Source organism: Brevundimonas subvibrioides, from assembly GCF_027271155.1.
Lineage (GTDB): Bacteria > Pseudomonadota > Alphaproteobacteria > Caulobacterales > Caulobacteraceae > Brevundimonas > Brevundimonas subvibrioides_D.
Window position 1 is genome coordinate 2,857,830 of the sequence record NZ_CP114542.1, and the last position, 13,233, is coordinate 2,871,062.

The 13,233-nt window shown below is 67.1% G+C and carries 12 protein-coding genes; all 12 read right to left on the reverse strand.

Features of this window, described 5'->3' with window-relative positions:
• Window positions 1-95 precede the first annotated feature (95 nt).
• A complete protein-coding gene (gene leuB, locus O3139_RS14155) occupies window positions 96-1,196 on the reverse strand; it encodes a 3-isopropylmalate dehydrogenase (protein ID WP_269514743.1) in 1,101 nt (366 codons plus the stop codon).
• Window positions 1,196-1,786 (reverse strand): 3-isopropylmalate dehydratase small subunit, encoded by a 591-nt coding sequence (gene leuD, locus O3139_RS14160; RefSeq protein WP_269514744.1) that lies wholly within the window; start codon window positions 1,784-1,786, stop codon window positions 1,196-1,198. Before leuD ends, leuB begins: the two co-directional genes overlap by 1 nt.
• The gene (leuC, locus tag O3139_RS14165; protein ID WP_269514745.1) at window positions 1,779-3,197 is read right to left on the reverse strand and encodes a 3-isopropylmalate dehydratase large subunit; all 1,419 of its coding nucleotides are present in this window, start codon (window positions 3,195-3,197) and stop codon (window positions 1,779-1,781) included. The genes leuD and leuC overlap by 8 nt, the downstream gene beginning before the upstream one ends.
• Window positions 3,184-4,401, reverse strand: a complete 1,218-nt coding sequence (locus O3139_RS14170; protein ID WP_269514746.1) for a 2-isopropylmalate synthase — start codon at window positions 4,399-4,401, stop codon at window positions 3,184-3,186. Before O3139_RS14170 ends, leuC begins: the two co-directional genes overlap by 14 nt.
• Window positions 4,398-4,664, reverse strand: coding sequence for an ACT domain-containing protein (locus O3139_RS14175; RefSeq protein ID WP_269514747.1), 267 nt, complete (start codon window positions 4,662-4,664; stop codon window positions 4,398-4,400). The genes O3139_RS14170 and O3139_RS14175 overlap by 4 nt, the downstream gene beginning before the upstream one ends.
• Entirely contained in the window at window positions 4,664-6,385 is a 1,722-nt protein-coding gene (gene ilvG, locus O3139_RS14180; RefSeq protein WP_269514748.1) for an acetolactate synthase 2 catalytic subunit, read from the reverse strand. The genes O3139_RS14175 and ilvG overlap by 1 nt, the downstream gene beginning before the upstream one ends.
• A 26-nt stretch (window positions 6,386-6,411) precedes the next feature.
• Window positions 6,412-7,422: a ketol-acid reductoisomerase gene (gene ilvC, locus O3139_RS14185; RefSeq protein ID WP_269514749.1), complete on the reverse strand. Its 1,011-nt coding sequence runs from the start codon at window positions 7,420-7,422 to the stop codon at window positions 6,412-6,414.
• A 3-nt stretch (window positions 7,423-7,425) separates the two neighbouring features.
• Window positions 7,426-9,153 carry a dihydroxy-acid dehydratase gene (locus tag O3139_RS14190; protein ID WP_269514750.1) on the reverse strand — a complete coding sequence of 576 codons (1,728 nt, stop codon included), beginning with the start codon at window positions 9,151-9,153 and terminating at the stop codon, window positions 7,426-7,428.
• 112 nt (window positions 9,154-9,265) lie between these two features.
• The gene (locus O3139_RS14195; protein WP_269514751.1) at window positions 9,266-9,418 is read right to left on the reverse strand and encodes a hypothetical protein; all 153 of its coding nucleotides are present in this window, start codon (window positions 9,416-9,418) and stop codon (window positions 9,266-9,268) included.
• Window positions 9,419-9,546: 128 nt separating this feature from the next.
• On the reverse strand, window positions 9,547-10,077 hold the full coding sequence (locus O3139_RS14200; protein WP_269514752.1) for a DUF6702 family protein: 531 nt from the start codon (window positions 10,075-10,077) through the stop codon (window positions 9,547-9,549).
• A complete protein-coding gene (locus tag O3139_RS14205; RefSeq protein WP_420022325.1) occupies window positions 10,077-12,389 on the reverse strand; it encodes a M1 family metallopeptidase in 2,313 nt (770 codons plus the stop codon). The genes O3139_RS14200 and O3139_RS14205 overlap by 1 nt, the downstream gene beginning before the upstream one ends.
• A 187-nt stretch (window positions 12,390-12,576) precedes the next feature.
• A complete protein-coding gene (locus O3139_RS14210; RefSeq protein WP_269514753.1) occupies window positions 12,577-13,143 on the reverse strand; it encodes a TetR/AcrR family transcriptional regulator in 567 nt (188 codons plus the stop codon).
• Window positions 13,144-13,233: the final 90 nt, after the last annotated feature.

Consider the following 13,233-nt stretch of genomic DNA (forward strand, 5'->3'; position numbering starts at 1 on the left):
GTGTCGTAGTTTACACACTGGCAAAAAGCAGGATCGTGCGCATAGAGTTTGCGCGATGCACCATAATTTCGCCTGACGCCGTTATCGGGATATCATTAACCCCAGTGCATCTGGACACGATGCGCCGCGGCCCAGTGGATGGCGCGGATGGCGTCGATGATGGCCTCGCCGGCAGCGCGCGTGCCCAGGGCGCCACCCAGGTCCGCCGTCGTGGCCCCGGCCGCCAGCACCGCCGCGACCGCCGCCTCGATCGACGCGGCTTCGTCCTCCAGATTGAGGCTGTGACGCAGCATCATCGCTGCCGACAGGATGGTGCCGACCGGATTGGCCAGATCCTGGCCCGCGATGTCGGGGGCGGAACCATGGATTGGCTCGAACAGGCCCGGGCCTGATTCGCCGAGCGATGCCGAGGGCAACAGGCCGATCGATCCCCCCAGGACGCTGATCTCGTCCGACAGGATGTCTCCGAACATGTTCTCCGTCAGGATGACGTCATAGTCGCGCGGCTTTCGGATCAGATGCATCGCCATGGAGTCGACCAGGGCGTGCTCCAACTGGACCTGGGGAAACTCTTCGGCGTGGATGCGGGTGACGACCTCGCGCCAGAGCTTGGACGTCGCCATGACATTGGCCTTGTCGACCGAGGTCACCTTGCCACGCCGTTGCAGGGCGGTCTTGAAGGCCGCGCGGGTGATCCGCTCGATCTCCGGCACGGTATAGATGCACAGGTCAGAGGCCATGGTGTCGGTGCGGGTCTTCTCGCCGAAATAGACCCCGCCGGTCAGTTCGCGGAAGACGATCAGGTCGACGCCCTCGACGATCTCCTTTTTCAGGGGCGAGCGGTGGGCCAGGACAGGCGAGACCTGCAGCGGGCGCAGATTGGCGAACAGGCCCATGGCCTTGCGGATGCCCAGCAGGCCTTCTTCCGGACGGCGCGTACCGCCGTCCCATCTGGGCCCGCCGACCGCTCCCAGCAGTACGCCGTCGGCCGCGAGGCAGGCAGAGGTGGTCTCCGGCGGCAGGGGATCGCCGGTCGCGTCGATGCCGGCGCCACCGATCAGGTGCTCGGAGAATTCGAACCGGTGGCCATAGAAGTCGGCGATGACCCGCAGCACATCCCGCGCCGCCGCGATGACTTCCGGCCCCACGCCGTCGCCGGGCAGCAGGACGATGGTATAGGTCTGGGGGCTGGACATCACGCGGGCTCCGGCAAGTGGGCTTGTTCGTAGTGTTCGATGGCGGGCAGGGCCTTCTGCAGCCAGCCGAGCGTGTCGACGCCGTCCAGCAGGCACTGGCGCGCGAAGGGCTCGACCGCGAAGGCGACCGGCGCATGGTTGCCGCGACGGACCTCTCCGGCCTCCAGGTCGATGGTCACCACCTGTTCGGGATTGGCGACCAGGTCTTCCCACGTCGCCTGATCGACGACGACGGGCAGAAAGCCGTTCTTCAGCGCGTTGGAGGTGAAAATGTCGGCGATCGAGGTCGAGATCACCGCCCGGAACCCGTAGTCGTAGAGCGCCCAGGGTGCGTGCTCGCGCGACGAGCCGCAGCCGAAATTGTCGCCCGCCACCAGGATGCGATGCTCGGCCGGATCGATCCGATTCAGCACCGCTTCCGGCCGGGCCGAGCCGTCGGCCTCATAGCGCCAGTCGTAGAAGGCCTTCTGGCCCAGACCCGTTGTTTCGGTCGTGGTCAGGAACCGCGCCGGGATGATCTGGTCAGTATCGATGTTGGCCTGGGTCAGGACCAGGGTCCGCGAGGTCAGGACCTTGAGGGGTTCAGGCATCGACCGGCTCCCCCAGATACACGCGCGGATCGGTCAGCACCCCGGCGATGGCCGAGGCCGCTGCCGTCGCCGGACTGGCCAGGATGGTGCGGGCCCCCTTGCCCTGACGGCCTTCGAAGTTGCGATTGGAGGTCGAGACGGCCAGTTGGCCCGGCGCGACGAAATCTCCGTTCATGGCGATGCACATCGAACACCCCGGGATGCGCCACTCGGCACCCGCCTCGGTGAAAACGGTATGCAGCCCTTCTGCCTCGGCATCGCGACGCACGGCCTCCGAGCCCGGCACGACCAGCATGCGCACGCCGGACTTCACCTTGCGCCCGCGCAACACTTCCGCCGCCGCTCTCAGATCGGGCAACCGCCCGTTGGTGCACGAACCGATGAAGACGACGTCCACGGCCTGGGTCGTCGTCGTCTGGCCGGCCTCGAAGCCCATATAGGCCAGGGCCTTGCGGTCGCTGTCGGACCTCGGCTCCGGCACCGGGGACCCGACAGGAGACCCCGCGTCCGGCGTCGTCCCCCAGGTCGCCATGGGGCGGATCGCAGCGCCGTCGATGACGACCTCGGCATCGAACACGGCATCCGGATCGGATTCCAGGGTCAACCATTCGGCCGCCCTGGCGCCATAGGCATGGCCCTGCGGCACGTGCTTGCGCCCGCGCAGCCAGTCGATGGTCTTGGCATCCGGGGCGATCATCCCCGCCCGCGCACCGGCCTCGATCGACATATTGCACAGGGTCATCCGCCCTTCCATGTCCAGCGACCGCACGGCGTCGCCCGCATATTCGATGACGAAACCGGTGCCGCCGCCGAAGCCCAGTTCAGCGATCACGGCCAGCGCCACGTCCTTGCCCGACACGCCCGGCACCAGATGACCGGTGACGGTCACGCGCATCGCCTTCGACTTCCTTTGCAACAGGCACTGGGTCGCCAGCACATGGCCGACCTCCGAGGTGCCGATACCGAAGGCCAGGGCTCCGAAGGCCCCGTGGGTGGCCGTATGGCTGTCGCCGCAGACGACGGTCATGCCCGGCTGGGTCAGACCCAGTTCGGGACCCATCACATGCACCACGCCTCGATCCGGCGACGCCCAGCCGGCCAGGTCGATGCCATGTCGGGCACAGTTCTCTTCCAGCCGATGCACCTGTGCCTCGGCCTCGGCCGTGACATAGGGCTTGAGGCCGTTCAGCCCCGCCGGCAGGGTCGGGGTCGAATGGTCGAGCGTCGCAAAGGTCTTGTCCGGACGACGAACCTTCAGGCCCCGCGCCTGGATCTCGGTAAAGGCCTGGGGGCTGGTGACCTCGTGGACCAGATGCAGGTCGATGTAGAGGACGCCCGGCGTCTCCGCCGTTTCCGGGACGACGACGTGGCGGTCCCAGACCTTGTCGAACAAGGTCCTAGGCGGCGACATGGGCCGCATCTCTCTGCGTCGCCACGCAGATGGCGATCAACTCCTTGTCGTCGATCTCTCCGATCTCGTCCGCACGGGTCTTGAAGGCGGCGAAAGCGTCGGTCAGGTGATCGCCGACCAGTGGATAGCCCAGAACCTCGGCCCGCTTCTGAACCGCCGTTCGGCCCGAGTGTTTGCCCAGCACGAAGAAACTGCCGGAAAAGCCCACGTCCTCGGGCCGCATGATCTCGTAGGTGCGGGCGTCGGCATACATGCCATGCTGGTGGATGCCCGCCTCGTGGGCGAAGGCGTTGATGCCGACGATGGCCTTGTTGCGCACGATCGGGGATTCGGTGATTTCGCTCAGCAGGCGGCTGGTCTCCAGCAGCCGGGTCGCGTCCACGCCGGTCGTGACGCCATAGCGTTCGGCGCGGGTCCGCAGGGCCATGACGACCTCTTCCAGCGCCGCGTTTCCGGCCCGTTCGCCGATTCCGTTGATGGTCGATTCGACCTGGCGTACCCCGCCCTCGATCGCCGCCAGACTGTTGGCGACGGCCAGACCCAGGTCGTTGTGGCAGTGGGTCGAGAACACGACGTGCGGGAAGCGCGGCCTGATCCGCGCGATCAGGAACCGGAACAGCGAACCGATCTCGTCCGGTGTCGCATAGCCGACCGTATCGGGCACGTTCAGGGTCGAGGCCCCCGCCGCCGAGACCGCCTCCAGCACCTCGGCCAGGAACTCGGGCTCGGTACGGATCGCGTCCTCGGCACTGAACTCGACATCGTGAAAATGCGTGCGGGCGTATTCGACCGAACGCACCGCCTGGGCCAGGACCTGATCCGGCGTCATCCGCAGCTTGGCCGCGCGATGGATCGGGCTGGTGCCGATGAAGACATGGCAACGTCGACGCCGGGTCCCCCGCAGGGCGCGATATGAGGCGTCGATGTCCGCCTCGTTGGAGCGGGACAGGGAGCAGAAGACCGGGCCTGAATCGTCCTCGGCCATCTCGCCGACGACGGCGCGAATGCAGTCCTCGTCACCCGGAGAGGCGGCGGCGAAACCGGCCTCCATGATGTCGACGCCCAGCGCCTTCAGCTGGCGGCCCATCCTGACCTTGTCGGCGGGCGACATGGAAAAGCCGGGGGCCTGTTCGCCGTCGCGCATGGTGGTGTCGAAGACGACCACGCGGTCGGGATCGTTCGGTACTCGAGGTTCGGAGGTCATGCGGCCACACTGTCCCGATAGGCGAAAGGCGCGGGGGCACAACCGACCCGGGTCGCCCCGATCAGCTTGTCGATCTGGCGGCCCAGGTTTTCGGTGCAGCGCCCTGCGTCGCGCCCGCGGACCTGCAGCTGGACGCGGCGCATCGCGCCCTCGTCCGACAGGGACATGGCGTCGATGTGGAAGCCGCGACGCTCCACGAGACCGATGAGGCGCTGGAGAGAGCCGTCGGCCCGATCGATATGGATCTGGAGGGTGTCGGTCATCACATGTCTCCTTCAAAGCGCGTGTCGTGCATCATCTCGGCGTTGGACTTGCCCGGGGGCACCAGCGGCCAGACGTTTTCCCTGGGGTCGATCAGGACGTGCATCAGGCACGGTCCGGGCGCGGCCAGCAGACGGGCGATGCCGTCGGTGACCTGATCGCGGCGGTCGATCATGAAGGCCTCGATGCCGAAGGCCTGGGCCACGGCGACGAAGTCCGGATTGTCCGACAGATCGACCTCTGAATAGTTCTCGGCGAAGAACAGCTCCTGCCACTGGCGCACCAGCCCCAGGCTGGAGTTGTCCAGCAGGACGATCTTCAGCGCGACGCCATAGCGGCGCAGGGTCGCCAGCTCCTGGATGTTCATCATGAAGCTGCCATCGCCGGAGACGGTAACGACGTGGGCCTCGGGGTCGGCCATCTTGGCCCCCAGACCGGCGGGCAGGCCGTAGCCCATCGCCCCCAGACCGCCGGACGTCAGATGAGCCTCGGGCCGCGAGAACTCGCAGTGCTGGGCGACCCACATCTGGTGCTGGCCGACGTCGCAGGCGGCGACGAAGCTGTCTCCGGCCGTCCTCGACAGTTCGTTCAGCAGGGCCGGCGCATAGACCCCCTCGCCCGGCGCGTCATAGCGGAAGGCGTTGCGACGGGCGTTCGAGGTCGAGCGGACGATCCAGGGCTCGATCGACAGTGGTGCCCCGGCGACACGCGCGTTCAGGGCCTCGATACCGGCCGTCAGGTCGCCGATGACCGGGACGTGGACGGCGCGCAGCTTGCCGATCTCGGCCGGGTCGATGTCGAAATGGACGACCTTCGCATGGGGGGCGAATTCGTTCAGCTTGCCGGTCGCGCGGTCGTCGAACCGGGCCCCGAAGACGATCAGCAGATCGCTTTCCTGTACCGCCTCATTGGCGGCCTTGGTCCCGTGCATTCCCAGCATGCCCAGGAAGCCGGGGGCATCCGTACGAACCGACCCCAGGGCGTTCAGGGTCGAGACCGAGGGGATGCCGGTCTGCCCTGCGAAGTCGCGCAACGCCTGGACGGCCCCGGCGATCTTGACCCCGCCGCCGATGTAGATCAGCGGGCGCTCTGCGGCGCGGATCAGCTGCTCGGCCTCGGCGATGGCCGCGTGATCCACAGGGGTCGTCTCGTTCGGATAGTGGAAACCGAAATCCTCGGAGGTCAGGCCGACCTGCACGTCCTTCGGGAGGTCGACCAGGACCGGACCGGGGCGGCCTGAGCGCGCGACGTGGAAGGCTTCCTCGATCACGGCGGGAACGTCGGCCGGGTCGCGGACGACCCAGCTGTGCTTCACGATCGGCAGGGTGACGCCCAGGATGTCGATTTCCTGAAAGGCGTCGGTCCCCATCAGATGGGTGGCGACATTGCCGGTGATGCAGACCATCGGCACCGAATCCATCATCGCATTGGCGATCCCGGTGATCAGGTTGGTGGCGCCCGGACCCGAGGTCGCCATGCAGACCCCGACCTTGCCGGTCGCCCGGGCCCAGGCGTCGGCCGCGAAGGCCGCGCCCTGCTCGTGACGGACCAGGATGTGCTTCAGGCCCGACCCGGTCAGGGCATCATAGACCGGCATGATGGCGCCGCCGGGATAGCCGAACACGACATCCACGCCCAACCGCTCCAGGGTCGAGACGAGCAGCCGCGCACCGCTCCGGGGAGCGGCGGCAGGCGCGGGTTTCAGGGCGGTGGCGGCGGTCATCTGTATGTACTCAGGCTCTCGCGCGTTCAGGCCGCTTCAGCGGTCTTGGGGGCGTGCAACCAGGCCATGCGCTCGCGCAGACCCGCCCCGACCGATTCGATCAGGTGGTCGCCGTCGGCCTTGACCAGAGCATCGTAGGCCCCCTTGCCGGCCTCGTTCTCGGCGATCCATTCGCGAGCGAAGGTGCCGTCCTGGATCTCGGTCAGGATCTCCTTCATCCGCGCGCGGGTCTCGGCGTTGATGACGCGCGGGCCGCTGACGACCGAGCCCCATTTGGCGGTCTCGGAGATGAATTCGTTCATCTTGGTGATGCCGCCCTCGTAGAACAGGTCCACGATCAGCTTCAGCTCGTGCATACATTCGAAATAGGCGATCTCGGGCTGGTAGCCGGCCTCGACCAGGGTGGTGAACCCTCCCATGACCAGTTCCTTGGCCCCGCCGCACAGGACGGCCTGTTCGCCGAACAGATCGGTCTCGGTCTCTTCCTTGAACGAGGTTTCCAGCAGGCCGCCGGTCGCGCCGCCGATGCCCCGGGCATAGCCCATGGCCCGGTCGCGGGCCTTGCCGGTGGCGTCCTGCTCGACCGCGAACAGGGCGGGCACGCCGCGTCCGCGCGCATATTCGCGACGGACCAGGTCACCCGGCCCCTTGGGCGCGACCAGGATGACGTCCATGTCGGCACGCGGGGTGACGCGTCCATACAGGATCGAAAAGCCGTGGGCGAACAGGATGGCCGCGCCCTTCCTGGCGTTGGGCTCGATGATGTCCCTGTAGATCTGCGCCTGGGCCATGTCGGGCGTCAGGATGGCGATGATGTCCGCGCCCTTGACCGCTTCGGCGGGCTCCGCCGTCGGGACCCCATCGGCCTGGGCATTCTTCCAGCCCTTGCCGCCATGACGGACCCCGGCGACCACGTCGTGGCCCGAGTCCTTCAGGTTCTGCGCATGGGCGCGCCCTTGCGACCCGTAGCCGATGATGGCGATGCGGTGACCTGCGATGACGCCGGGACGGATGTCGTCGTTGGTATAGATTTGCATGGCTCAGGCTTCCTGACGGGCTTTGGTGATCGCCGGCACCTGGGCCGGCGGCGGGTTGGGTATGGTGACAGCGCCCTGGCTGGCCGAGGCGACCTGGGCGCGATATTTGGCGAAGACCCCGGTGGCGGGGTTCAGCGGGGGGATCGTGTGGTCGCGACCGCGTGCGACCAGATCGGCCGCGACATCGATGCGTCGGTTCGTGACATCGATCGTGATCCGGTCGCCGTCGCGGACCAGGGCGATCGGACCGCCCACGGCTGCCTCCGGCGAGATGTGGCCGGCGACGAAGCCGTAGCTGGCGCCCGAGAACCGGCCGTCGGTCAGCAGGGCGACATTCTGGACGCCGCGGCCCTTCAGGGCGGCGGTCACCTGCAGCATCTCGCGCATGCCCGGTCCGCCGCGCGGGCCTTCGTAGCGAATGATGATGACGTCGCCCTCGCCGACCGAGCCGTCCTGAACGGCATGGAAGGCGTCTTCCTCCGAGTCGAACACGCAGGCCGGGCCCTCGAACACGTCGATGGCATGGCCTGCCAGTTTGATGATCGCCCCCTCCGGGGCCAGGTCGCCGTGGATGACGGCATAGGAGCCGCGCGCCATGACCGGCGCATCGATCGTGGTCACGACCTGCTGGCCCGGCGCTTCCTCGGCCTCGGCGGCCTCGGCGAACAGGCTGCGGCCCGAGACGGTCGGGGCGTTCACGATCTTGCCCGCCGCCGCCAGCCGCTGGGCGACCAGCCGCGTGCCGCCCGCCGCATACAGGTGCGAGGCCAGAAACCGGCCGCCCGGTTTCAGATCGCAGATGACCGGGGCCTCGACACAGGCCTGATGGCAGTCCTCGATGCCGAAATCGACGCCCGCCTCGGTCGCGATGGCCGTCAGGTGCATGACCGCATTGGTGGATCCTCCGGACGCCGAGACGGCAACGGCGGCATTCTTCAGGCTCGCGCGCGTGATGTATTTGCGGGCCGTGTCGCCGGCGAAGACCCGTTCGACGATCAACCGGCCGCAGCGCTCACCCTCGGCCGCCTTGGCCGGATCGACGGCGGGGACGTCATTGGCCCCCATCGGCGACAGACCCATCATCGACAGGGCCATGGCCATGGTATTGGCGGTGAACTGCCCCCCGCAGGCCCCGGCCCCCGGACAGGCGGCGCTCTCGACGATCTTCAGCTGGTCGTCGTCGATGGTGCCGGCGCCGTGGGCGCCGATAGCCTCGAAGACCTCCTGGATCGAGATTTCGGCCGATCCGATCCGGCCCGGCATGATGGTGCCGCCGTAATAGACCAGGCCGGGAATATCCATGCGGGCCAGGGCCATGGCGGCGGCGGGTATGGTCTTGTCGCAACCGACGATGCAGACGACGCCGTCCAGCTGATGGCCCTGCACCGCCAGCTCGATCGAGTCGGCGACGACTTCACGGCTGATCAGCGAGGCCTTCATACCCGGCGTACCCATCGAGATGCCATCGGTGACGACGATGGTGTTGAAGTCGATCGGGAAGCCGCCCGCCGCGATGATGCCGGCCCGGACGTCCCTGGCCAGCCGGTCCAGATGCATGTTGCACGGCGTCACCGACGACCAGGTGTTGACCACCGCGATCATCGGCTTCTCGAAATCGGCATCGTCCATGCCTGCGGCCCGCAGATAGCTGCGGGCCGCGGCGCGGTTCGCTCCGGCGGTCACGACGGCGCTGCGTCGCCGGGGCGACGGGGCCGTGTCATCAGGGGTCAAATCTTGCGTCATCGAGGTTGGGCGTTCCGGAGGAGAGGCGTGCGTCGGGCATTAAAAAACCCGCTTCCTGTCGGGAGCGGGTGGAGGCTTGCGGTCCTGATTTGTCTCGGCTTCAGGTCAGCTGCATCCACGCCGCTCCGGAGAGCAGGAGTACGAGTACGCTGAGAATAAGGGTGTTCAGGGCGGCCGGCACGGCATTGGCGCGCGGGGCCGCGACCGCACGGGCGGCGGCACGGATCGGGATGTGACGGGTCGGGTGGCTCATGGCCGCCTCCTTGGCTACCCCGGCATAAGGTCAGAGAACGCTGCGTTGCACAACCGCTATCTGGCAAAAACTTCCAAAAAGAAGCGTGCAGGGCCCCGGGGTGGCAATTTCGACCCTGTTGGAGGGCTTCAACCCTCGAAGCGGACCGTTTGCGCTGCGGATCCGGGACGGAACAGGATCGTGCGGGTCACCCCTCCGGTGCGCACGTTCACCTGTTGCTCCATATCGTCATAGACGCCGGGAAAGAAATCGAGATCGACCGTGACCGCATGGACGGCCGGTTCCGCCTCGCCCGTGCCGGCAAAGCCGATCCGCACCGTGTCGCCGGCCAGGACGGTTTCGCCATGGGTGAGGTTGATCGCCAGCCCGTCGATCTCCAGCCGGAATCGTGCCGCCAGATGGGCTTCCAGATCCGCGACCGCGCGCGGATCATCCAGCGATGGCTGGGCATCGGGCGCGATGGAGACCAGGGCAGGCTCGACGTCGTGAGCGTAGAAACGGTGGGTTACCCGCACGGCACCGGTCGCGGCATCGATCTCCACCACCGTCAGACCGGCATGGCCTCGGTGGGCCAGGGCGGGACTGACACTGAGCCCGCAGGCGAGCATCAGTCCGCCCAGCAATCCTCGCCGTCCGATCCTGAAGCCCGCGCCCGCCATCAGGAAGCGGGTCGGGTCCGCAGGCTGTCGGGCGTGACGCGGCGGTCATCGTCGCGCATCCGGTTCTGGCCCTGGGGACCGGCCGGTGCCAGAGGCACGACCGATGGCACGATCGATTGCGGGAAGGCGTTGTTCGACCGGTCCGAGTCCGCCGTCTCCCAAAGGGGGTCAAGCTCTGCCGACACCAGCGTCCTGGCCGAGGTGTATTGCCAGACCACGCGCTGGCTGTTGCGACGCCAGATCTCTGCCGGAATGCGGACCGTCTCGCTGGTCCCGTCCGCGAAATTCATCTTGACGATCACCGGCATGACGAGGCCACCGACATTGGAGAACGTCAGGCGATAGATGTTGTCGCGGAAACCCTGTGCGCGCTGGCGGTCGGCATCGGCACGGGCGGCGGCCGAGGCCGCATCCCGGCGCTGGGTGGCGGTGACGGTGAACTGGTCGGTCTCGTCGTAGTAATCCAGCACGCCGCTGTCGCGCTCGATGACCGTCTGGATGCCGGCTTCCTGATTGACGGCGGCGGTGCGGCTGACCGGCTGCTGCCGGAAGCGCTCGCGGTCGGCGCGGGCGCGCTCGTCCGGATCGGTCGACTGCAGGTTCACCCGCACCACATTGTCGAGCGAGATGTCGACGTGGTCGGTGGTGTAGAACCAGCCGCGCCAGAACCAGTCCAGATCCATGCCCGACGACTCCTCCATCGTGCGGAAAAAGTCGAACGGGGTCGGGCGCTTGAACATCCAGCGCTGGGAGTATTCGCGGAAGGCGCGGTCGAACAGCTCGCGGCCCATGACGGTCTCGCGCAGGATGACCAGCGCTGTCGCCGGCTTGGCATAGGCGTTGTTGCCGAACTGCAGCAGGGAGTCGGACTGGGTCATCACCGGCACCTGGTCCTGACTGATCATGTATTCGACGATGTCACGGGGCTCGCCACGCGAGGGGAAGTCGGGATCCCACAGCTTCTGCGCCTCGAACTGCAGGAAGCTGTTCAGCCCTTCGTCCATCCATGTCCACTGGCGCTCGTCGGAGTTGACGATCATCGGGAAATAGGTGTGACCGACCTCGTGGATCACCACCCCGATCAGCCCGGTCTTGGCCCGCTCGGTATAGGTCAGGGAGCCGTCGTCGCCCCGCACCGGCCGCGGCCCGTTGAAGGTGATCATCGGATATTCCATGCCACCGACCGGCCCGTTGACCGACTGGGCGGTCGGATAGGGGTAGGTCAGGGCGAACTGGTTGTAGACATCCAGGGTGTGGGCGATGGCCTTGGTCGAATAGGCATCCCACAGCGGACGGGCCTCCTTCGGATAGAAGGACATGGCCATCACGACCGGGTGCTCGGTTGAGTCCTGTTCGACACCCAGGGCGTCCCAGACGAATTTGCGGCTGGCCGCCCAGCCGAAGTCGCGCACATTGTCGGCGACGAAATGCCAGGTGCGGGTGCCCGACCGCGCGGGCGCGGCCTCGGCGGCGGCGGCCTCGGCGGGCGTGACGATATAGACGGGCTCGTCGGCCGTCCGGGCCTGAGCCAGACGCGACCGCTGCGCTTCGCTCAGGATCTCGGGGTTGGCCAGTTCGCCGGTCGCGGCCACGACATGGTCGGCCGGCGCGGTGATCGAGACATCGTAGTCGCCGAACTCCAGCGTGAACTCGCCCGACCCCAGGAACTGGGCCTGATGCCAGCCCTCATAGTCCGAATAGACCGCCAGGCGGGGGAACCACTGGGCCGCCAGGAAGATGCAGTTGCCGTCCTCCCAGGCCTTGGTGAAACACTCATAGCCCGACCGGCCGCCGACGACGTTGGTCTCGGGCAGCGGCAGGGTGAAGCGGATGGTGAAGGTGAAGCTTTCGCCCGTTCCCAGGGTCTGCGGCAGGTCGATCCGCAGCAGGGTATCGGTGATCGTATAGGTCAGGTCCTGCCCGTCCGGACCGGTGATCTTCAGGTCGTTGAACCCGCCTTCCCACTCCTGGAATCTCTGGACGCGCAGCACCTCGCCGACGCTGACGGTGGCCGCGTCGCCGACGGTACGGGTGCGTTCGGCGATCGATGCCCGACGATAGTTCTGCTGATCCAGCAGCAGCCACAGATACCCCAGCCGGTCGGGCGAGTTGTTGGTGTAGGTGACGGTCTCGGTCCCCGTCAGCGTCCGGGTCGGCTCATCCAGCGAGACGTCGATGTCGTAATCGACCTTCTGCTGCCAGTAGCGAAAGCCGGGCGCGCCCGACGCGCTGCGATAGTCGGTCGGGCTGGGCCAGTCCTCGCCCTCGAACTGGCGGAACTTGTCCTCGAAGGTGCCGGTTGTCTGTTGCACGGGGCCGACGCTGACCTGGGCGGAGGCGGCACCCGCCAAAACCGCTGCGACAAGGCCTGTCGCTGCCAGAAAGAAACCACGCATCGCCAAGCCCCGCCTCATCGAAAACAGCCACCGCGGACCATACGGGTTGAACCGGGGGGCGCAAGCGCGGACCATCTTGCCATCCTGCGATGTCGCCGCACGCTCAGCCGTCGACGAGGTCCTGCAGGATTCCGGCGATGCGGCCCTTCAGGCGTTCGGACTCATCGGGCGACATCTTCAGACCCGACAGATCGCGGCTGACGGTCAGGCCCATCATCAGCCCGGCGGCGATGCGCACCCGGATGGCCGCGTCCTCGCCACCCATCCAGGCCACGAAGGGATCGAAGAAGGCCTCGTTCGAGGCCTGCTGAATGACCTCGGTCGCCTTGGGAGAGGAAGCGGATCGCAGCATCAGCAACAGCCAGGCCAGCTTGCTCTCCCGGCGCTCGCCATAGACGATCTCGTGCGCCATCCGTTCGCCGAACGTCGCCCGGTCGCCCTCGGTGAGGTCGGCACCGCTGCCGCAGTCGTCGATGACCGCGCGGAAAAGTTCTTCCTTGGAGCCGAAGTAGCGAGAGATCAGGGCCGGATCGACGCCGACCTCGCCCGCAACGTCGCGGATGCCGACCTGATCGTAGCTTTCGGCCGTGAACCGGCGCGTCGCGGCCGCCAGGATGGCGTCACGGGTCGCGGCCGCGTTACGCGGCCGATGGCAGGCGACGAAACTCAATGTGATCTCCCAGGTGCCCCACCCTCTGTATGAACATGTCATCGCCTGTTGACAAGCGAGGCCCATCGCCCCATCCAAGTCAACAGGCGA

What these genes read in the sequence shown, in the direction of transcription:
- leuB (WP_269514743.1), bottom strand. Translation starts at nt 1,196, where the DNA reads ATGTCCAGCCCCCAGACCTATACCATCGTCCTGCTGCCCGGCGACGGC.
- leuD (WP_269514744.1), bottom strand. Translation starts at nt 1,786, where the DNA reads ATGCCTGAACCCCTCAAGGTCCTGACCTCGCGGACCCTGGTCCTGACC.
- leuC (WP_269514745.1), bottom strand. Translation starts at nt 3,197, where the DNA reads ATGTCGCCGCCTAGGACCTTGTTCGACAAGGTCTGGGACCGCCACGTC.
- O3139_RS14170 (WP_269514746.1), bottom strand. Translation starts at nt 4,401, where the DNA reads ATGACCTCCGAACCTCGAGTACCGAACGATCCCGACCGCGTGGTCGTC.
- O3139_RS14175 (WP_269514747.1), bottom strand. Translation starts at nt 4,664, where the DNA reads ATGACCGACACCCTCCAGATCCATATCGATCGGGCCGACGGCTCTCTC.
- ilvG (WP_269514748.1), bottom strand. Translation starts at nt 6,385, where the DNA reads ATGACCGCCGCCACCGCCCTGAAACCCGCGCCTGCCGCCGCTCCCCGG.
- ilvC (WP_269514749.1), bottom strand. Translation starts at nt 7,422, where the DNA reads ATGCAAATCTATACCAACGACGACATCCGTCCCGGCGTCATCGCAGGT.
- O3139_RS14195 (WP_269514751.1), bottom strand. Translation starts at nt 9,418, where the DNA reads ATGAGCCACCCGACCCGTCACATCCCGATCCGTGCCGCCGCCCGTGCG.
- O3139_RS14200 (WP_269514752.1), bottom strand. Translation starts at nt 10,077, where the DNA reads ATGGCGGGCGCGGGCTTCAGGATCGGACGGCGAGGATTGCTGGGCGGA.